Raw genomic sequence first — 19,886 nt, forward strand, 5'->3', positions numbered from 1 at the left:
TATCAAGATTTAGCAAGTTTTATGATTCGGGTAAAGCATGTCTGAAGCAACGATTTTACAAGGTTTGAATCCGCAACAGGTCCAGGCAGTCAAGACGACTGAAGGGCCCCTTTTGGTAATCGCCGGGGCCGGCAGTGGGAAGACCTCAGTTTTGACCAGGCGGATTGCCTACTTGGTGGAAGAAAAGCGGGTTGCTCCCTGGAACATCCTGGCCATCACCTTCACCAACAAGGCCGCTAAAGAAATGAAGGAAAGAGAAGTCAAGCTCCTGGGCGACCAGGCTGAAAGCATCTGGATGTCCACCTTCCACGCCCTCTGCGTCCGCATCCTCCGCCGGGACGGCCACTTGATCGGCTATGACCGGGACTTCTCCATCGCCGACCCTTCGGAGCAGGTGACACTGGTCAAGCGCATCCTCCGCCAGCTGGACCTGGATCCCAAGCAATACCTGCCCCGCAACATCTTGAGCCAGATCTCCAATGCCAAGAACCGCCTGCAGACCCCGAAGCAGTATGAGGCCAGCGCGGTCGGTCCTTTTGAAAAAGTTGTCGCCGACGTCTACAAGAAATACCAGGCCAGCCTGGAAAGAGACCAGATCCTGGACTTTGACGACTTGATCATGCAGACGCTGACCCTTTTTAAGGCCAGTCCTGATACCCTGGCTTACTACCAGCAGAAGTTCCGCTATCTGCTGGTTGACGAATACCAGGACACCAACGAGGCCCAGTACGAGCTCTGCCGCTTGCTGGCTGACGGCTACCACAATATCTGCGTTGTCGGGGATGCCGACCAGTCAATCTACGGCTGGCGGGGAGCCAACATGGAAAACATCCTCAACTTTGAGCATGACTACAAGAATGCCCAAACTGTCAAACTGGAGCAGAACTACCGGTCAACCGGCCACATCTTGAAGGCGGCCAACTCGGTCATTGACCACAATGAAAACCGGAAGGCCAAGAAGCTGTGGACTGACAAGGGCGACGGGGAAAAGGTCCACTACTACCAGGCCCAGAGCGACCGGGACGAAACCCGCTTCGTCCTTGCCAAGATCAAGGAAGAAGTTGACCAAAAGAAGCGCCGCTACCAGGACTTTGCCGTCCTTTACCGGACCAATGCCCAGTCCCGGGGGATGGAAGAAACTTTGGTTGAAGCCAATGTCCCTTACCAGATCGTCGGCGGGCACAAGTTCTACGACCGCAAGGAAATCAAGGACATCATGGCCTACCTCAAGCTGGTGGCCAACCCCAGCGATTCCATGAGCTTCAACCGGATCATCAACGTCCCAAAGCGGGGGATCGGCCAGGCTACGACTAGCAAATTGGCTGCCTTCGCCGACGAAATGGGGGGCGGGATCTACGAAGCCATACGCAATGTCGAATTGGCTCCGATTTCTTCCGCCGCTGCCAAAAAGCTCCTGGCCTTCAGCGACCAGCTGACTGCCGCCATTGCTTACGCCCAAGACCACACGGTCAGTGAACTGACCGACAAGATCCTGGAAGACTTCGGCTACATCAAAGCCTTGAAGGAGGAAGAAGCTCAAGGGTCCCTGGAAGCTGCCGCCCGCCTGGAAAACCTGCAGGAATTCGCTACGGTTACCAAGCGCTTTGACGACAATTACAATGAAGAAGAAAACCCGGACAGCAGCCGCTTGAGTGACTTTTTAGCGGAAGTATCCCTCTTAAGCGACCAGGATGACCTGGAAGAAAGCGATGACCGGGTAACTCTGATGACCCTGCACGCGGCTAAGGGTTTGGAATTCCCAGTCGTCTTCTTGATCGGGATGGAAGACAACATCTTCCCGCTTTCCCGGGCGATCAAGGACGAAGACCCGAACCAGCTGGAAGAAGAACGCCGCCTGGCTTACGTGGGCATTACCCGGGCCAGGGAAGAGCTTTACTTGACTTCGGCTTACACCCGGATGATGTACGGCAGCAAGCAGTATAATTCCCAGTCCCGCTTCATCGGTGAAATCAAGGATGAGGACCTGGACATCGTGGCTTCAACTGCCCCGAAGTCCAGCACTTCCTTCTTAGACCTGGACCGGCTGCCTTTTGCCAAAAAGTCCCAAGCCAAAGCTGCTCAGCCGGCTAAGATCCACCGGGCCAGCAAGGCAGCCGGGGCCGTCGGCGCTGAAAAGAAGGGCTGGCACCCTGGCGACCAGGTAGAGCACAAGAGCTGGGGCAAGGGCGTGGTCATCAAGGTCACCGGCTCTGGCGAAGACATGGAACTGGACATTGCTTTTGCAAGCAAGGGCAACAAGCGCCTGCTGGCGGCTTTTGCCCCGATCAAGAAAATTTAGGTGAAGAAGCATGGCTGAAAGTTTAGAAGAAGCAAAACAGGAAGTCCGCCAATTGCGGGCCCAGCTGGACCAGTGGGCCAAGGCCTACTATGAGCAGGACGCTCCGGTGGTTGAAGACCACGTTTATGATGAAAAATACGCCCGCCTGCTGGAACTGGAAGCTGCCTATCCGGAATTAAAGTCAGCTGACTCCATCACCCAGAGGGTCGGCGGCGAGGTCAACAGCGACCTGCCCAAGGTTGAGCACCCAGTGCCAATGCTGTCGATGGGGGACGTTTTTTCCAAAGAAGAGCTGGCGGAATTTGACCAGCGGGTGCAAAAAGCCATCGGCCACCCTGTGGCCTACAATGTCGAATTGAAAATCGACGGCCTGTCCCTGTCTTTGGAATATGAAGAAGGGCGCTTAAAGCGAGCCTCAACCCGGGGCAATGGCCAGGTTGGCGAAGATGTGACCAAGAATGTCAAGTATATCAAGGACGTGCCCCAGAAATTGCCGAAAGCCATTACCACCGAAGTGCGGGGGGAATGCTACATGAGCAAGGAGGCTTTCGCCAAATTGAACCAGGAGCGGGATGAGGCCGGGGAGAGCATCTTTGCCAATCCGAGAAATGCCGCGGCTGGTTCTCTGCGCCAGCTGGACCCGAAGGTGACCAAAAAGCGGCAGCTGAGCACCTTTATCTATACCTGGATCAACCCACCTGCCGGTATCGACTCCCAGCACCAGGCGATCGGGGAAATGGCCAAGCTGGGTTTTCATACCAATGAAAACGGCCGCCGGCTGGAAAATCTGGCAGACGTCTACGACTATATCGACGAATTTACCAAAAAGCGCGACAGCCTGCCTTACGTGATCGACGGCATTGTCTTGAAAGTCGATGACCTGGCCCTGCAGGCGGACTTGGGCAACACCGTCAAGGTGCCCCGCTGGGAAATTGCCTACAAGTTCCCGCCGGAAGAAGAAGAAACAGTAGTCCGGGAGATTGAATGGACCGTGGGAAGAACCGGGGTCGTGACCCCGACTGCCGTGATGGATCCGGTGCAATTAGCAGGGACCACGGTAGCCCGGGCTTCTTTGCACAATCCGGACCTTTTGGCCAAATTGGACATCCGCTTGGGCGACACGGTCAAGCTGCACAAGGCCGGCGACATCATTCCGGAAATTTCCGAAGTTGTCTTAAGCAAGCGGCCAGAAGACTCTGTTCCTTATGAAGTGCCAACTAAGTGCCCTTCCTGCGGGGAAGACCTGGTTCACCTGGATAAAGAAGTAGCCTTGCGCTGCATTAACCCGTCCTGTCCGGCCCAAGTTGAAGAAGGGATTACCCACTTCGCCTCCCGGCAGGCCATGAACATCGCTGGCCTTGGCCCAAAGATCGTCAAGCAGCTGATCGCCAAGGACCTGGTGCACAATGTAGCTGACCTTTACTATCTGACAGCCGACGACTTGAGCCAGCTGGACCACTTTAAGGAGAAGTCGATCAACAATCTCCTGGCGGCCATTGACCAAAGCCGGAAGAATTCCGTTGAGCTGGTCCTCTTTGGCTTGGGGATCGACAATGTAGGCGGGAAAGCCGCCCAATTGATTGCCCGGAAATTTAAAAATATGTCTAAAATTGCTTCAGCAAGCGTGCAAGAACTGACGGCAATCGATACAATAGGAATGACGATTGCTGAGTCTTTGACGGCTTACTTCCAGCAGGAAGAAGCCAAGAAGCTGCTGGCCCGGCTGGAAGAGGCCGGGGTCAACATGGACTACTTAGGCGAAGACGGGGAAGCCGCAGACAACTTCTTCAAGGGCAAGACGGTGGTCTTGACCGGGAAACTGGCCCACTATAGCCGGGCGGAGTTTACCAAGAAGCTGCAGGCCCTGGGAGCCAAGGTGACCGGGTCAGTCTCCAAGAAGACCGACTGCTTGGTTTACGGGGAAGATGCCGGCAGCAAACTGGCCAAGGCAGAAGCCCTGGATATTCCGCGCTTAACGGAGGCAGAAGCAATCTCTAAGATCGAAGAGAAGGACACGGAAAAGTGAAGAGATTTTTACAGGCAATAACTTTGGCAAGCTGCAGCCTCCTGCTGGCGGCTTGCGGCAACTTGAAGAATTCCGACCTGGCCAGCAACTCAACGACGACGACCAGCGAGGCGAAGAAGTACGAGACGACTTCCAGCACTGACGGCGGCTACTCCGTCCTTTTGAAAAAGGGGGTCTACAAGACCAGCCCGATCTCCGGCCTGGAAGCCACCAACTATGACAACAGCGTGGACGAGTCGGCCATGGAACGGGGCTTGATCCGGGTCTCCAAGAAGGTCTTCTCAACCAAGGACTATGTCATCCAGGAAGGCCAGCAGCTCGACGAAACGACGGTCACCAACTGGCTGGGCCGGTATTCAAAGAGCAACAAAGATGGGCTGAACCTCAAGAACAACGGCAAGACCGGGTCAACGACCAGAAACCCGATCATCTTGCAGCAGATCATGGAAGAAGACTTCTATGTCAAGAGCGGGTCCAGCTACAAGCTGGCCGGCATCAGCATCAGCCTGGGCCTCAACTCAGTCGACTACTACACCAAGACGACTGACGGGGCCGAATACAGCACTAAGATTTCCCTGGCCAAGCGGCGGGCCTTCGGGCAGAAGACGGCCAACACGATCGTCTCCCGCTTGCACGCCAAGAAGAAGCTTAAGAATATCCCGATCATGGTTGGCCTTTTCTCTAAGACCGACACCGACTCATTAGTTGGGGGAACTTACTTCTCATATGGGACAGCTAGCGCAAATAGTAGTAAAATATCTAAATGGAGTTCCGTGAACGAAAAGACCCAGGTGCTGCCGACAGCCGATGGAGCCAGCGCGGTCAGTGCCAGTGACGAATCCAAATTCACCAGCTTTAAGGATGAAATTGAGGATTACTTCCCGAACGTTTCTGGGGTCACGGCCACTCTGCGCTACTACGATGGCAAGCTGGCTTACGAAAGCATCGCCATCACCACGCAGTTCTACGGCTATCTGCAGGTACAAAGCTTTGCCCAGACGGTTATGAGCCGGGCAAAGAAGTATCTGGGAACCAGCTCACCGGTTGAAATCACCATTTCCTCGGTCAACGACACCCAAGCGGTCGTCGCCAAGGAAACGGCCACCGGGTCTTATCGGATGCACATCTATGGCGGTAATTAGGAGGTACATAAGTGGAAAAGGTAACAAATGATACTATCAAGCACGTTGCGGCATTAGCCAAGCTTGAATTCAGCGAAGAAGAACTGGCCAAGTTCACCCCGCAAATGGGGAAGATCCTGGAAATGGCTGAAGAACTTCAAGCCGTTGACACGACTGGCGTTGAAGAAACGGTGCAAGTAGTTGATCGCGACACTGTCTTCAGAGAAGACGTTCCTGAAAAGTGGCAGACCCGCGAAGAAATGATGAAGAACGTTCCTGACAAGAGCAATGGTTTTGTCAAGGTGCCTGTAATTATCGATAAGGATGATAACCAATAATGAACTACTTAAACGAAACGATCGATTCTTTAAACGACAAGCTGAAGAGCGGCGCTGTTTCTACTGACCAATTGGCCAAGGACACCATCGCCAACATCAAAAAGACTGACGAAAAGATCAACGCCTTCATCACTGTAGATGAAGACGCCCAGCCAGCAGAAGACCTTGACTTTAACAACAAATTGGCCGGCGTGCCGATTGCCATCAAGGACAACATCATCACCAATGGCTTGAAGACGACGGCAGCCAGCCACATTTTGTACAACTTTGAACCAGTTTACGAATCAACTGTTGTTGCCAAGCTGAAGGCAGCCCAAGCTACCATCATCGGCAAGACCAACATGGACGAATTCGCCATGGGGTCATCCACTGAAACTTCTTACTTCGGTGACACCAAGAACCCATGGAACTTAAACAAGGTGCCAGGCGGTTCATCCGGTGGTTCTGCAGCGGCTGTTGCCAGCGGTGAAGTGGTTGCTGCCCTGGGTAGTGACACCGGTGGTTCAATCCGCCAGCCAGCATCTTTCAACGGTATCTTCGGGATCAAGCCGACTTACGGCCGGGTATCCCGCTGGGGCTTGATCGCTTTTGCCTCATCACTGGACCAAATCGGGGTGATGAGCAAGCGGGTCAAGGACTCAGCTGAAGTTCTGAACGTGATCGCCGGGGCTGATGACCGCGACGCTACTGTTTCAGAAAAGGAAGTCCCAGACTACACCAGCTTCCTGGGCAAGGACGTCAAGGGCCTGCGGGTTGCCGTTCCTAAGGAATACATGAGCGACGCCGTTGAAGAAGGCGTCCGCAAGGCAGTTGAAGCTCAAATCGAACTTCTGCGGGCAAATGGGGCCATTATCAACGAAGTATCCCTGCCGCACACTAAGTACGTGGTGCCAACTTACTACATCATCGCTTCCAGTGAAGCTTCAGCCAACCTGGAACGTTACGACGGGATCCGTTACGGTTACCGGGCAGAAGCCAAGAACCTGGACGAAGTCTTCCTCAAGTCCCGGTCAGAAGGCTTTGGCGACGAAGTAAAGCGGAGAATCATGCTGGGTTCCTTCGCCCTGTCCGCCGGCGCTTATGACAAGTTCTTCCTGCAGGCGGCCAAGGTAAGAACCTTGATTTGCCAAGACTTCGGCAAGATCTTCGAAGACAACGATGTTATTGTCGGGCCGGTTTCTACCGAAACTGCTTTTGACTTGAACTCAGAAATTTCTGACCCGGTCAAGATGTACAACAACGACATCTTGACGATTTCCGCCAACATGGCCGGGATTCCGGCAGCCAGCGTGCCAGCCGGCTTGAGCGAAACGACGGGGATGCCGGTCGGCTTCCAAATCATGGCCAAGCGCTTTGACGAAGGCCATGTCTTCCAAGTAGCTGACTTCATCGAACGCAGCAACAAGTTCTACGAACAAACACCAGCTGGATTGGAGGATTAATTTAAATGAATTTTACGTCAACTATCGGTCTGGAAGTCCACTTTGAGTTGAAGACCAAGAGCAAGATCTTTTCACCTTCACCAGTAACTTACGGGGCCAAGCCAAACACCGAAACCAACGTTATTGACTGGGGTTACCCAGGTACCTTGCCAATGGTTAACAAGGAAGTCTACCGCCTGGGCTTGATGGTCGCTTTGGCCACCCACTCTCACGTTAACCCGGTAACCCACTTTGACCGGAAGAACTACTTCTACCCGGACAACCCAAAGGCTTACCAAATCACTCAATTCTTCAAGCCACTGGCTGAAAACGGCTATGTTGAAGTCGAAGTTCACGGCAAGAAGAAGAAGATCCATATCCACGAAATGCACATCGAAGAAGACGCCGGTAAGAACACCCACGGGACCAACGGCTTCTCCTACGTTGACTACAACCGGCAAGGGGTACCGCTTTTGGAAGTTGTTTCTGAACCAGAAATGACTGACCCGGACGAAGCTGTTGCCTACCTGGAAAAGCTGCGGGAAATCGTACAATTTACCGGGGCTTCTGACGTTAAGATGGAAGAAGGGTCAATGAGAATTGACACCAACATCTCCATCCGCCCAGCTGGCCAGAAGGAATTCGGGACCAAGGTTGAAATGAAGAACCTGAACTCCTTTGAACACGTCCGTCTGTCCCTGGCTTACGAACAAAAGCGTCAGCAGGAAATCCTCCTGTCCGGTGGCCGGGTTCGCCTGTCCACCCGCCGTTTTGACACCAACACGGGCAAGACTGTCCTGGAACGTGTCAAGGAAGGGGACGCGGACTACCGTTACTTCCCAGAACCAGACCTGGCTCCATACCACATCAAGCAGGAATGGGTTGATGAAATCGCGGCCAACTTGCCAAAGACGGCTGACGACCGGCGGAAGATCTACGTTGATGAATACGGCCTTAAGCCATACGACGCGAATGTTTTGCTGCAAAACAAGGAAAGCTCAGACTTCTTTGACGCTACTGTAGCAGCTGGTGCTGACCCGCAACAAGCAGCTAACTGGATGAACACCCAGGTTAACGGCTACTTGAACGAAAAGCATGCTGAACTCAAGGACATTGCCTTGACTCCAGAAAACCTGGCAGCCATGATCAAGCTGATTTCTGACGGGACGATCTCATCCAAGATCGCCAAGAAGGTCTTCGCGGAAACTGTTGCCAACGGCACTGACCCGAAGAAGTACGTTGAAGAAAACGGCATGGCGCAATTGTCAGACGAAAGCGTCTTGGCACCAATGGTCAAGGAAGTTGTTGACGCCAACCCGCAGTCTGTTGAAGACTACAAGAACGGTAAGGACCGGGCTATCGGCTTCCTGGTTGGGCAAATCATGAAGCAGACCCGGGGCAAGGCCAACCCTAAGGTGATCAACAAGCTCCTCTTGGCCGACCTGGCCAGCCGTTAAGGCAGGAGAAAATTTTTTAGAAAAAGGTGAAGCAGATGACTAAGCGCGCGCGCTTGATTTACAATCCGGTCTCAGGGCATGAACAGATGCCGAAGAACGTTTCTGATATTTTGGATATTTTGGAACAAGCGGGTTATGAAGCCAGTGCATTCAGAACCACGCCAGCTCCGCTCAGTGCTCAAAATGAAGCAACCCGGGCAGCCAAGGAAGGTTTTTCACTGGTCGTGGCCGCCGGTGGGGACGGCACGATCAACGAAGTCGTGAGCGGGATCGCCTTTTTGCCTAAGGAAGAGCGCCCGCGCATGGCCATCATCCCGGCGGGGACGACCAACGACTACGCCAGAGCCTTGAAGATTCCGCGCGACGACGTGGTTGCGGCGGCTAAAGTGATTCTTAAGGACAAGGTGCAGAAGATGGACGTGGGCCGGGCCGACTTCGGCGACGGCAGCCAGAAGTACTTCGTCAACATCGCTGCTGCTGGCTCTTTGGCGGAACTGACCTACGGGGTTTCTTCAGACGTCAAGTCCGCCCTGGGCTACGCTGCCTACCTAATCAAGGGGGCGGAAATGCTGCCAAACCTTAGCGAATGCGAAATGCGGCTGACTTTTGACAAGGGCGTTTACGAAGGCAAGCTGTCTCTGCTTTTATTGGGGATGACTAACTCCATTGGCGGTTTTGAAAAGATCATGCCAAACGCGGAACTTTCAGACGGTCTCTTCCAGCTGATCGTGGTCAAGCCAAGCGACCCGGGCAACCTGCTCCGGCTGATGGCTTTGGCTTTGAACGGCAAGCACGTGGACGACCCGAACATCATCTACACCAAGACGACCAGTCTGAAGGCGGAATTGATCGGCCACAACCGCGATGACAAGCTTTCCGTCAACCTGGACGGGGAAGAAGGCGGCATGTTCCCGGTAACTTTTGAAAACTTGCGGGAACGGATCGAATTCTACGTCGGTTAGAACTGTTATAATAGAGTTTGACCTTCTGTCAGACTCTATTTTTGTGTTTAGAGGAAAAGCATGATAACCAATATAAAGAAAGAATTAGCAAGAAAGCGGTCTCTGCAGCCTCTGTCGCCAGAAGAGCAGAGCGAGTGGGATCAGCTGCGCCAGTACCGGGAAAAGGCCATTAAGGAGTCCGGAGCCAAATTGGCCGAACACGTGATGACGTTTAACGACGGGGTAATTGCCATTATCATCACCATTGTGTTGGTGGAGATCGCGGATCCCTTGTCCAAGAGTGCCTACCAGGACTTTTTCAGCCAGATTTTTATATACTTGATTTCATTTTTCGTAGTAGCCAATTTCTGGTATGAAATCCACTATACCTTCAGTTTCCATATCATGCGGGCCGGCAAGATGACCATGGTCTGTGACTTTGCCTTTCTGGCCAGTCTGTCGCTGATTCCCGTCATGACAAAGTGGATCATGGGGGATTTATCGGTCTTGAGCGTGGTCTGTTATGGGATCGTCTATTTTTTGGTCCAGATTTTTGAACTGGCAACGGAAATTGTGGGGATGCGGAGCTCACTGCCGCATATCAAGACCTTCCGGAAGTTCTGGGGTCGGTTTTCCTGGCTGCGCATCATCTGGCTCTTCCTGCTCAATTTGGTCTTTATTTTGATATCTTTCGTCCAGCCAAGGTTGGGGATGATTTTGTATCTGGCCTTCCCAATCATCAACTTTGTCATGCCAGATAACCGGAGCCAGCGGGCCCGCAAAGGAGATAAATAATCATGAAGAAAAATGAAATCGTCGAAGTCGAAATCACCGACTTGTCATATGAAGCCATGGGGGTCGGCCATGTTAATGGCGAAACGGTCTTTGTCAACAACGCCCTGCCGGGTGAAGTGGTCAAGGCGCAGATTTTGAAGGACAAGAAGAGCTATGCTTTTGCCAGAATTTCTGAGATCGTCAAGGAAAGCCCGGACCGGGTCAAGGTGCCTCTCCGCCAGTACGTGCAAACCGGCCTGACCAGCCTGGCTCATTTGAAGTACGACAAGCAGCTGGAATTCAAGCAAAAGCAGGTTAAGGAGCTTTTGAGCAAGGCCCACTTGGACCAGATCAAGGTAGCGGAAACTTTGCCAAGTCCCTTGGAAACTGGCTACAGAAACAAGGCACAGGTACCGGTCAGAATGGTTAAGGGGCAGCTGGAGATTGGCTTTTTCCGCCGGCACTCACATGACCTAGTGCCGCTGGAGGACTTTTTCACCAATGATCCGGAAATTGACCGGGTATTGCTGGCAGTCAGAGATATCTTGCGGGAAAAGCGTATTCCGGCCTATGACGAAGAAAAGCATCAAGGACAGGTAAGATATCTGGAAGTCCGCCGGGGGACGGCTACGGGCGACATGATGGTCGTCCTGGTTTGTCTGGACCGGGACTTCCCAGGCCTGCACGCGGTAGTAGATGAAATTAAGGAAATAGCCGAGGTGAAGTCGATCTTCCTCAACCATAACCCGAAGAGAACCAATGTCATCTTGGGTGAACACGACTACCATTTGTGGGGGAAGAGATACATTGATGACAAGATTGGTGATTTGACTTTTGAAATCTCGCCGCAGTCCTTCTTCCAGATTAATTCTTTGCAGACGCCGCGTTTGTACAAGCTGGCTATTGACCAGGCAGGTCTGACTAAGGACGATTTGATTGTTGATGCCTACTCCGGGATCGGGACGATCGGTCTGTCCGCAGCCAAGTACGTTAAGGAAGTCCGCGGGGTTGAAGTGGTTAAGGCAGCGGTTAAGGACGCCAAGAACAACGCCCGGCTCAACCAGATCCACAATGCCAAGTACTATGCCGGCAAGGCGGAAGAACTGATGCCAAAGTGGGCAGCTGAAGGCTTGAAGACGGATGTGATTTTTGTCGACCCGCCGAGAAAAGGCTTGACCAAGGAATTTATCGATGCCGCGGTTAAGACTGGTCCAAAGAAGGTTGTCTACATCTCCTGCAACCCGGCAACGCTGGTACGGGACATGCAGCTCTTGATGGAGGCTGGTTACACGACTGACCTGGTTTCCCCGGTCGACATGTTCCCGCAGACGCCACATGTGGAATGCGTGACCGTGCTAGAACGTACACAAATCGATTAAAATTTGCTGAAGGGTTGGCTAGCCTGCTGTAACGTAGGTCCCATTAATGCCGACGTTAAGGCATAATGACGCTTGGATGAAATTGTCTATTGTGAAAAAATTTTAATGAATTGAGAAGATTGGGGTAAAGTTTTGTACACTTAAAAAGTAAGAGTGCAACTTTTTAGGAAGGGGGGACTGGGAATTGCCATAAATAGAATGGAAGAATTTGAAAACCTGATTATGATTGAAGTGCTAAAAGCGATGCAAGCACTTGGCGGTCGGGTAACACGCAAGGAAGTTAAACGTGAGATTTGCGACCACTCTGAAGTAATTTCAGAGGATAAGGTCGATGAAGTTAAGCATTCAAAGAAAACAGGCACTCCATACCGTCCGTTTGATTATCGTTTTAACTTTGCGGTTAAACATTTGATTACGACTGGTTTCATCATCACTGATGATAATCGAAATCTTGAACTACCAGAAAAGGGACGGACAACTAAGTTAGAAGATTTTGATCCAATTCGTGATGTGCGGGCCGTGCTATCCGAAAATTCAGCCGATGATACTGATGTAGAGGAAGAGACTGAGATTGAAGAAGAACCCTGGAAAGCTGAACTGTTAGCAGCCTTAGCCAAGATGCCGCCACAGAAATTTGAAATATTTAGTCGAGGTTTGCTGATCCATATGGGGTTGACCTTGACGACAATATCGGTGTCCGCTATGTCGGCGACGGTGGCTTAGATGGTTTTGGCTATATCACTTCAGATGATTTTCGAACAACCCGGGTCGCCTTACAAACTAAGCGGTGGGACGGTAAAGTTTCTGCCCCAGAAATTGATAAGTTCCGTGGGGCAATGGATAAGTATAATGCCGAGTACGGAATCTTCATCACGACCTCTGACTTTACCCGCGAAGCAATGAAAACCGCAAAAGCAGGCACGCGGATAATTACCCTTATCAATGGGGACAAGCTTTGCGATCTAGTGGCTAAGTACCACTATTATGTAGAACCTGTGACAACCTACAAGCTGAAGGGCTTTTTTACGGATAACGAATAAAGCCCCGATAATAGCTGAGCTACTACCAGGGCAGTATGGTAAAATTTATTTACAGGTTAATTTTTACAGAATCGCCATTTTTGAATTCTACGATGACGACCATCGAGAAGCTCTGATCAAAAAGTGGGTGTCGTAAGGGGCCGGTGCTTAGCTAACACTGGACAAGTTAATTTTCTTCCGGCCTCTCCCAATTCCCTAGAAAGCGATTGTATAACCCGCTATAATAAGGTTAATTATTTGGAGGTGTCTTTTTATGGAATACATCAATTACCAGACCCAGGACCAGTGGCAAGGTCCCGCTAGCCAACAGTCACCCATCGACATAGTTTTAGAGCAAACTACCCCACGCCCCCACGCCGACCAGCCATTAACCGTCTCCTTTGTCGGCGACCAGGCGCTGACCCGCGACCCCCGTTCGTCTGGGGACCAGTTTATCGGCGCTGGCACTTTAACGCTAGGGAACCACCACTACCACTTCTTGCGCCTCCACTTCCACGACCACAGCGAGCACCTGTTTGATGGCCAGCGGCAAGACGCCGAGGTCCACTTTGTCTACCAAGACGACCAGGGGCAAACCCTCGTCTTAGCCATGCTGGGGATAAGGGCCGCCGATGGTGAAGCCGGCTTTGACTTCGCTCCCGTCATTAACGGTCAGGCCGGTGCCGCCTACTTAAACCAGTTCTTCGCTAACAACCAGGGCTACTTTAATTACACCGGTTCTTTGACGACCCCACCACTGTCGCCGGACGTGACTTGGGTGGTGCTTGACGCCGTGCACCCTTTTTCTTCCGGTTCACTGGCACTAATTCACGACTTGTTTGCCGACAACTACCGGGCACCACAACCCATCACGGTCCCGGTTTACCATTACTACGAGAGTGGGAAATAACCTTCTCGGCAGGTCGTATGACTAAGCTAGGACGCACCGTTCTTCGGCCTGCTTAGACACTAGACCTGCGGTTATTTACCACGTTTTCTGTCTAACCCTCGTGAATACAACAAGGAGTCGGGAAAACAGAGTTTTTCCCGACCCCTTTTGGTTTGGTAATGTGTGCGAGAGGGTTATTGTTCACTCCCTTTGTTGGCGCGTTCAATCTGCGCCCCGATCACGGTGGCCGGCGCCGACTTTTGGTTGGTTAAGTGGTAATCGGCGTAGGGGAAGTGGGCCCGGTAGATGGCGTCGTGGTAGGTGGTTCCCTCGTGACTAGCCTTGACCAAGGCCTGGCCGGAGAAGCGCACAATCATTAAGCGGACCCAAATGGCAGTCAGGTTCATTCCCAAGACCTTGGTCATAAAGGCGATGTCTGGGGCCGTCAGGGGTGAGACGTCTTCGTGGACCCCCTCGGCGTCCCCATCGACTTGGTAGAGGACCTGATACAAACCGGGCGTTTCCTGTTGGCTAATCGCCCGTTCACTGGTGGCCGTCACCTTGGTGGCCAGGTCCGACTCTAAGTGGGCCGGGTAACGCTTGGTCAGGGTTTGATACTTACCAACTCCCTGGTCCTTCAGTTCGCCGATAACCCCCAGTTGGTAGACTACCTGGCCGTCAAAGAGGCCGTTAAACTCGAGGGTCGGGATTGAGGAAACCACGTTTTTGGGGATCTGGGTGGCTTCAATCACCACCACCTTCGTCGTGGGGCTGACCAGCTCAATTGCCCGCCCCAGCTCCTGTTTACCGGCGGGGACGAAGGCGTAGTCAGGCCGCTCGAGCCGGGCGACCGAAGCGACCGCCTCTTCGGTCATCGGCTAGAGGTAAACCTTATCGCTTAACCACTGGGTCATTAACAACGAATTGGGGTTATTGGAGTGGCTAACCACCTGGTACTGGTGGTGCTTTAGTTCGCGGGCAATCATCGCCAACACGTAATCGTTAGCGGTACTGTTCCCCAGCTTGCGGGGCCCATCGCCAACTATCAGGGCCCGGGGGCCGGCGGTGGCGTCGCTCTCGTTTTCGGTTTCAAAGGTGGCGTAAAAGCGGTGGGAGTGCTCATCAAATTCCCCCGCCGAGGGGACCACCTCCTTGTAAACGCGGTGGAGCTGGTTTTCTTCGCGCAGGTCCGCCACCTTTTGCGGGCTGATCGCCCAGGACTGGGCAATTTGGTCGTCGGACGGCCCCCAGGACCTGGCCCTGGACAAGCGGGTGGTCTACATCCGGCATTATAGCTCCGAGTTAATAATTGTGCTAGCTTGACGTAGATAACAAAAGCCGACTAGCGCAGCGGTTAATCAACAATGTGTAATTGACCAACTAAGCTCGTGGCACGTGGAATGCGTGACCGTGCTGACGAAAGAATAACTTAGTCGGTCAACCGACCAAGATAAGCGACTAAGTTACCGACTAAGATAAAGAAGAGTCCCTTCATGTTTAAGCGTGAAGGGACTTTTTTGTCCAATTATTTGCTCTTTCGTTCAAAATCGGGCAAAATTGGACGAAAAAAGAGCTGGCTGGACGAAAGGAGTAACAGTCACATGAAGACAACTTGGCAAAAAGATGGCTTTACAATCCGCCTGGCAAAGGCCAGTGATGTAGACGATTATTATTTCCAGAACTACTGTCCCTTGGACAGGAAGTGTCCAGACTGACTGGCTGCAAAGAGCATTTTACCAAGGAAGAAGTGACTTCTTTTTTCCTAAAAGCTATCGAAGAAACGGACAGATACTTCTTCTTGATTCTAGATCTGAACGGTAAAATTATTGGCGAGAGCGTGATTCATAAAATCGACTGGGACCTGCGTCGGGCTAACTTCCGCATCTGCACCGGCTTGAACTGGACGTCTTCTCTTTTAATCCCCGCGCGCAAAAAGCCTACCTGCGGGCTGGTTTCAAGCGGGAGGGAGTTTTGCGGGATGCAGTTTTCGACAGGGGCAAGTACGCTGACGACATCTTGATGGCTATCTTAGAAGATGACTGGCGTAAGCTGACAGTAGATAGTTGATATTTTTATATAAAACTTATTCCATTAAGTCGTTATTTTATAAATAGCAAGCAAGCTTATTATATGGTATACTCAATATAGTCATGATAGTCATGATAGTCATGATAATCATGATGTAATATACTTATTTTTAAGTAGTTAAAACTCCCTTTAACGTTAAAGTAACGTTAAAGCGATAACTATGATTTGTTGAGGAAAAAATATGACTAAATACCGCGCCGACATTACGGCTCTTAACGCAGAAAAAATTGGCAGCCAGGCTCATGGCTACGTAGAATTCACGACTGCTGCTGACAAGCTCCACATCAAGCTGGAGATGTTCGACACCCCGGCTAACATCCAGCACTGGGAACACTTCCATGGCTTCCCGGACGGCAAGGATGCCCAAGTGCCAACCCTTGCCCAGGACACCAACCAGGACGGTTTTATCGACCTCGTGGAAACCGAACCGGTCTCCGGCACGACTATGGTGCCCCTGGACGCGGCTCCGCACGAAATGTGCATCCCCAACGACAACTACCCAGTTGCCGATGCAAACGGCTACTACAGCTATGAAAAAGATGTCGACTTAGCCAAGCTGGAAGCCAAGTTCAAGGAAGTCTTCAATGACCAGGATCTGGCCCTGGACAAGCGGGTGGTCTACATCCACGGCGTGCCAGCTGACCTGGAATTGCCAGAAAGCGTTGGCGGCAAGATCAACGACCATTACGACCAACACGTCACTCTTCCAATCGCGGCTGGTAAAATCAACCGCGTCGACTAAAACTAAGCCATTCAGAGGATCAAATTCCCCTGGATGGCTTTTTTCGTAAAAAAATTTTTGTAAAAATCCCGATCTTGATAGAAATCAATTGGGGAATCCTGCTTTCCCGGTATATTAAAAGCATCAAAGCAAGGAGGTCAAAAGATCAATGCAAAAATGGTTAATGAAAAATCGCAACCGGCTGACGGCAATTACGGGCATCTTAATCGTCCTGGCCTTTGCCGCAAAATGGTTAATTAAAAGTGAAACAGCAGAGTCCGGCCTGCTCCTGGCCGCCTCCCTCATCGGCGGCTTCCCGATCGCCGCATCCGCTTGGCAGGCCCTGAAAGTCAAAGTCATCAGTATCGACTTGCTGGTGACCCTGGCCATCTTAGGTGCCTTCGTCATCCAGGAATTCGAAGAATCCGCCATCGTGGCCTTCCTCTTCTTGTTTGGGGCTTACCTTGAACAAAGGACCCTGGCCAAGACCCGGTCAGCCATCAAGAAACTGGTGGAGATGGTGCCAGAAACCGCCCTCCGGCAGACGGCAGACGGCGATTTTGAAGAAGTTGACTTAGACGACCTGGACGAAGGGGACATCCTTTTGGTCAAGACCGGCGGCAAGATCCCGGTTGACGGGGAAGTCGTCTCCGGTTCCGGGACGGCCAACGAAGCCAGCATTACCGGTGAATCCATGCCTTTAGGCAAAAAGCCCGGCGACCCGGTCTATGCCGGTACTATTTTGGAAAACGGGACCATCCGGATCAAGGCGGAAAAAGTCGGGGATGAAACGACTTTTGGCAAGATCATCGAACTGGTCGAAGAAGCCCAGGACTCCAAGTCCCAGGCTGAGCGTCTAATTGACCGTTTCTCCAAGTACTACACCCCAGTCGTCCTGCTCCTGGCCATTATTGTTGGCCTCATCAGCCAAGACCTGGAACTGGCTGTAACTATCCTGGTTCTTGGCTGCCCGGGTGCCTTGGTTATCGGGGTTCCGGTCTCCAACGTGGCCGGAATCGGCAATGGTGCCAAGCAGGGAATCCTTTTTAAAGGCAGTGAAGTCATCACCAAGTTCAGCAAGGTCGATACGATCATGTTCGACAAGACCGGGACCTTGACTTACGGCGACCCCCGGGTCAGCCAGGTGAAAAAGTACGGCCAGGGCCAGCTGGCTGAACAGCTTTTGGTCAGCGTGGAAAAAGAATCTGCCCACCCTTTGGCGAAAGCCATCACTGGCTACTATGAAGACCTGGAAGCTAAAGAAGTTGAAGCTTCCCAGGTCCTCCAGGGCGGCGGGATCGTTGCTCAAGTAGCTGGCCAGCAGGTCCTGGTCGGCAACCGCTACTTGCTTGACGAGTACCATGTACCAGTTACAAAAGAAATGGAAAGGGACATGGAAAAGCTGGCAAGTGCTGGCAATTCCCTGGTTCTGGTGGCTGTAAACGGGCAGCTGGAACTTGCTTTGGGCTTAAAGGACGAGATCCGGGCCGGGGTCAAGGAAGACCTGGCTGCTTTAAAGAAGCTGGGTGTCAAGAACCTGCTCCTCTTGTCCGGTGACAACCAGAAGACGGTTGACCTGGTAGCGGAAGAACTGGGCCTCACTGAGGCATATGGCCAGCTTTTGCCAGAAGACAAGGCCGAATTTGTCAAAAAGCGGCAGGCAGCCGGTGAAATCGTGGCCTTTGTCGGCGACGGGATCAACGACAGTCCGTCACTGGCCCGGGCAGACATCGGGATTGCCATGGGCAGCGGGACTGACGTGGCAATTGAGACTTCAAATGTGGTCCTCATGAACGGCAGCTTTGACCGGATTCCGCGGGCCCTAGCCCTGGCTAAGGCCACCCGGCGGAACATGATTGAGAACATCACCATCGCCCTGGCTGTCGTAGCCGTCCTGCTGGTCAGCGTGTTAGCCAGCTCATGGATGAACATGGCCATCGGGATGTTTGTCCACGAAGGCAGTATCCTGGTTGTAATCTTAAACGCCATGCGCCTTCTGGCCTATCGGTCAAAATTATAAAAATCGCGAAAGTTGATAGAAAACAATTTTTCTCAAGCAGCAGTCCCTTATACTAAGGGTAGCGAAAGTATCCAATAGAAAAAAGAAAGGACAAGAAATTATGAAAAAAGCAATTTTACAACTTGAAACATTAGCCTGCCCGACCTGCATGCAGAAGATCGCGGGGGCCATCGCCAATGTTGACGGGGTTGAAAAGACCAGCGTCAAGGTCCTCTTCAACGCAAGCAAGGCCAAGGTCAACTTCGACCCGGAAAAAACCAATTTGGACACGATCACTCAAGCCGTGAAGAATATCGGCTATGACGTCTTGAAGGCCAGCGCTAAATAAGAGAAAAAAGCAAAAACAAGAAAAACGACTAATCAAGAAAAAGGAGAAAAATGATGATCAAGGAATTTTTTGACAAGAACGATGAAATGTTAGACTTATATACGCAAGCAATTACCAGGGCCCACGGCGCCCACCACCCGGAAGTCTTTGAAGTCCGCAAGGTTTACGAAGACATCCAAAAGAAGGTGAAAGCCGGCCAGGAAGACTTAACTGCCGACTTCAGCAAGCTGCGGTCCTTGACCGCGGATTACACCATTCCGGCCGATGCCTGCGGGGCGATGACTAAGACCTACCAGACCCTGGAAGAATTCGATCACTTGGTCCAGGGCTAATTTTTACCAGCAGAGGAGAGCAAAATGCAGCATATATGTGTCAGCCTGGTTCCTTTATTCGTGGACCTGCCAGAAAAAGACCAGCTTAAGATCAATTCCCTGGCCAGCCACCGGCGCTATCAAAAAGGTGAGACGATTTTTCAGCCAGGGGATGAAAAGCTGCAGATCGTGGCCCGGGGAAACATGAAGGTTTACCAGCTGTCCGCCAGCGGCCGCGAGCAGCTGCTCCGGGTTGCCCAGCCGGGTGACTATGAAGGTGAAGCGCAGCTTTTTGGCCTGGAAAACGACAGCTTCTTCGGCCAGGCCATGGAGAATACGGAAATCTGCAGCTTGAGCAAGGCCGACTTCAACCGGGTCCTCATGGAAAATCCCCAGCTCTCCCTCAAACTGCTGGAACTCAGCGCTCAGAAGCTGCTGGCCACCGAAAGACAGACCAAATTCCTGGCCATGGAGCGGGTCGAAGAAAGGCTGGCTAGCTACCTTTTGGACTTGGCTAAGGTGGCTGGCAGCGACCAGGTTCAGCTGTCCATGAAGATGAAAGATATTGCCCTTTACTTGGGAACTACTCCCGAAACCCTCTCCCGCAAATTCAAACTCCTTGAAAAAATGGGCTATCTGAAAAGGACAGGCAAGCAGGTGAAAATCCTCGACGAAGACGGCCTGCTGGACTTGTAATAGGCAAGCAAAATCTCCCTCTAGATTATGAAGTGCCCTACAATTGTTAGACATAGAC

At 52.0% G+C, this 19,886-nt stretch carries 17 protein-coding genes and 1 pseudogene; 16 read left to right on the forward strand and 2 right to left on the reverse strand.

Annotated features, from left to right (window positions below; translation table 11 throughout):
* Nucleotides 1-37 precede the first annotated feature (37 nt).
* From pcrA to HMPREF3168_RS07075, 11 genes and pseudogenes are all read left to right on the forward strand, one after another.
* Nucleotides 38-2,299, forward strand: a complete 2,262-nt coding sequence (pcrA, locus tag HMPREF3168_RS07025; protein ID WP_003614829.1) for a DNA helicase PcrA — start codon at nt 38-40, stop codon at nt 2,297-2,299.
* Nucleotides 2,300-2,309: 10 nt separating this feature from the next.
* Nucleotides 2,310-4,325, forward strand: coding sequence for an NAD-dependent DNA ligase LigA (ligA, locus tag HMPREF3168_RS07030; RefSeq protein ID WP_070489361.1), 2,016 nt, complete (start codon nt 2,310-2,312; stop codon nt 4,323-4,325).
* Complete coding sequence (locus HMPREF3168_RS07035; protein ID WP_003614815.1) at nt 4,322-5,467, forward strand: CamS family sex pheromone protein; 1,146 nt, start codon at nt 4,322-4,324, stop codon at nt 5,465-5,467. Before ligA ends, HMPREF3168_RS07035 begins: the two co-directional genes overlap by 4 nt.
* Nucleotides 5,468-5,478: 11 nt before the next feature.
* Nucleotides 5,479-5,784, forward strand: a complete 306-nt coding sequence (gatC, locus tag HMPREF3168_RS07040; protein ID WP_003614808.1) for an Asp-tRNA(Asn)/Glu-tRNA(Gln) amidotransferase subunit GatC — start codon at nt 5,479-5,481, stop codon at nt 5,782-5,784.
* The gene (gatA, locus tag HMPREF3168_RS07045) at nt 5,784-7,226 is read left to right on the forward strand and encodes an Asp-tRNA(Asn)/Glu-tRNA(Gln) amidotransferase subunit GatA (RefSeq protein WP_070489363.1); all 1,443 of its coding nucleotides are present in this window, start codon (nt 5,784-5,786) and stop codon (nt 7,224-7,226) included. The genes gatC and gatA overlap by 1 nt, the downstream gene beginning before the upstream one ends.
* Before the next feature lie 5 nt (nt 7,227-7,231).
* Nucleotides 7,232-8,662 carry an Asp-tRNA(Asn)/Glu-tRNA(Gln) amidotransferase subunit GatB gene (gene gatB / locus HMPREF3168_RS07050; protein ID WP_070489365.1) on the forward strand — a complete coding sequence of 477 codons (1,431 nt, stop codon included), beginning with the start codon at nt 7,232-7,234 and terminating at the stop codon, nt 8,660-8,662.
* Between the two features lie 35 nt (nt 8,663-8,697).
* Entirely contained in the window at nt 8,698-9,624 is a 927-nt protein-coding gene (locus tag HMPREF3168_RS07055; protein WP_003614822.1) for a diacylglycerol kinase family lipid kinase, read from the forward strand.
* Nucleotides 9,625-9,684: 60 nt separating this feature from the next.
* Nucleotides 9,685-10,398, forward strand: coding sequence for a TMEM175 family protein (locus HMPREF3168_RS07060; RefSeq protein WP_070489367.1), 714 nt, complete (start codon nt 9,685-9,687; stop codon nt 10,396-10,398).
* 2 nt (nt 10,399-10,400) lie between these two features.
* A complete protein-coding gene (rlmD, locus tag HMPREF3168_RS07065) occupies nt 10,401-11,756 on the forward strand; it encodes a 23S rRNA (uracil(1939)-C(5))-methyltransferase RlmD (RefSeq protein WP_070489369.1) in 1,356 nt (451 codons plus the stop codon).
* Between the two features lie 243 nt (nt 11,757-11,999).
* A pseudogene (locus HMPREF3168_RS07070) lies at nt 12,000-12,796 on the forward strand (restriction endonuclease).
* A gap of 253 nt (nt 12,797-13,049) precedes the next feature.
* Nucleotides 13,050-13,685, forward strand: a complete 636-nt coding sequence (locus tag HMPREF3168_RS07075) for a carbonic anhydrase family protein (RefSeq protein WP_070489371.1) — start codon at nt 13,050-13,052, stop codon at nt 13,683-13,685.
* Between the two features lie 173 nt (nt 13,686-13,858).
* On the opposite strand, the gene HMPREF3168_RS10770 is transcribed toward HMPREF3168_RS07075, so the two are convergent.
* Together HMPREF3168_RS10770 and HMPREF3168_RS10775 are read right to left on the reverse strand one after the other, a co-directional pair.
* Complete coding sequence (locus HMPREF3168_RS10770) at nt 13,859-14,419, reverse strand: carbamoyl-phosphate synthase (protein WP_246825701.1); 561 nt, start codon at nt 14,417-14,419, stop codon at nt 13,859-13,861.
* 123 nt (nt 14,420-14,542) lie between these two features.
* Nucleotides 14,543-14,812 carry a carbamoyl phosphate synthase preATP-grasp domain-containing protein gene (locus tag HMPREF3168_RS10775; RefSeq protein ID WP_246825702.1) on the reverse strand — a complete coding sequence of 90 codons (270 nt, stop codon included), beginning with the start codon at nt 14,810-14,812 and terminating at the stop codon, nt 14,543-14,545.
* A 1,121-nt stretch (nt 14,813-15,933) separates the two neighbouring features.
* Here HMPREF3168_RS10775 and HMPREF3168_RS07095 point away from each other — a divergent pair.
* The 5 genes from HMPREF3168_RS07095 to HMPREF3168_RS07115 all read left to right on the forward strand — a co-directional run bounded on the left by HMPREF3168_RS07095 (nt 15,934) and on the right by HMPREF3168_RS07115 (nt 19,828).
* Nucleotides 15,934-16,494 (forward strand): hypothetical protein, encoded by a 561-nt coding sequence (locus HMPREF3168_RS07095; RefSeq protein ID WP_025895530.1) that lies wholly within the window; start codon nt 15,934-15,936, stop codon nt 16,492-16,494.
* A 148-nt stretch (nt 16,495-16,642) separates the two neighbouring features.
* A complete protein-coding gene (locus HMPREF3168_RS07100; protein ID WP_070489373.1) occupies nt 16,643-18,493 on the forward strand; it encodes a heavy metal translocating P-type ATPase in 1,851 nt (616 codons plus the stop codon).
* 100 nt (nt 18,494-18,593) lie between these two features.
* Nucleotides 18,594-18,821: a heavy-metal-associated domain-containing protein gene (locus HMPREF3168_RS07105; protein WP_002878072.1), complete on the forward strand. Its 228-nt coding sequence runs from the start codon at nt 18,594-18,596 to the stop codon at nt 18,819-18,821.
* Between the two features lie 50 nt (nt 18,822-18,871).
* Nucleotides 18,872-19,153, forward strand: coding sequence for an iron-sulfur cluster repair di-iron protein, ric (locus HMPREF3168_RS07110; protein ID WP_070489375.1), 282 nt, complete (start codon nt 18,872-18,874; stop codon nt 19,151-19,153).
* Between the two features lie 24 nt (nt 19,154-19,177).
* Nucleotides 19,178-19,828, forward strand: a complete 651-nt coding sequence (locus tag HMPREF3168_RS07115; protein ID WP_070489377.1) for a Crp/Fnr family transcriptional regulator — start codon at nt 19,178-19,180, stop codon at nt 19,826-19,828.
* Nucleotides 19,829-19,886: the final 58 nt, after the last annotated feature.

The organism is Lactobacillus sp. HMSC08B12, assembly GCF_001808415.1.
GTDB lineage: Bacteria > Bacillota > Bacilli > Lactobacillales > Lactobacillaceae > Lactobacillus > Lactobacillus delbrueckii.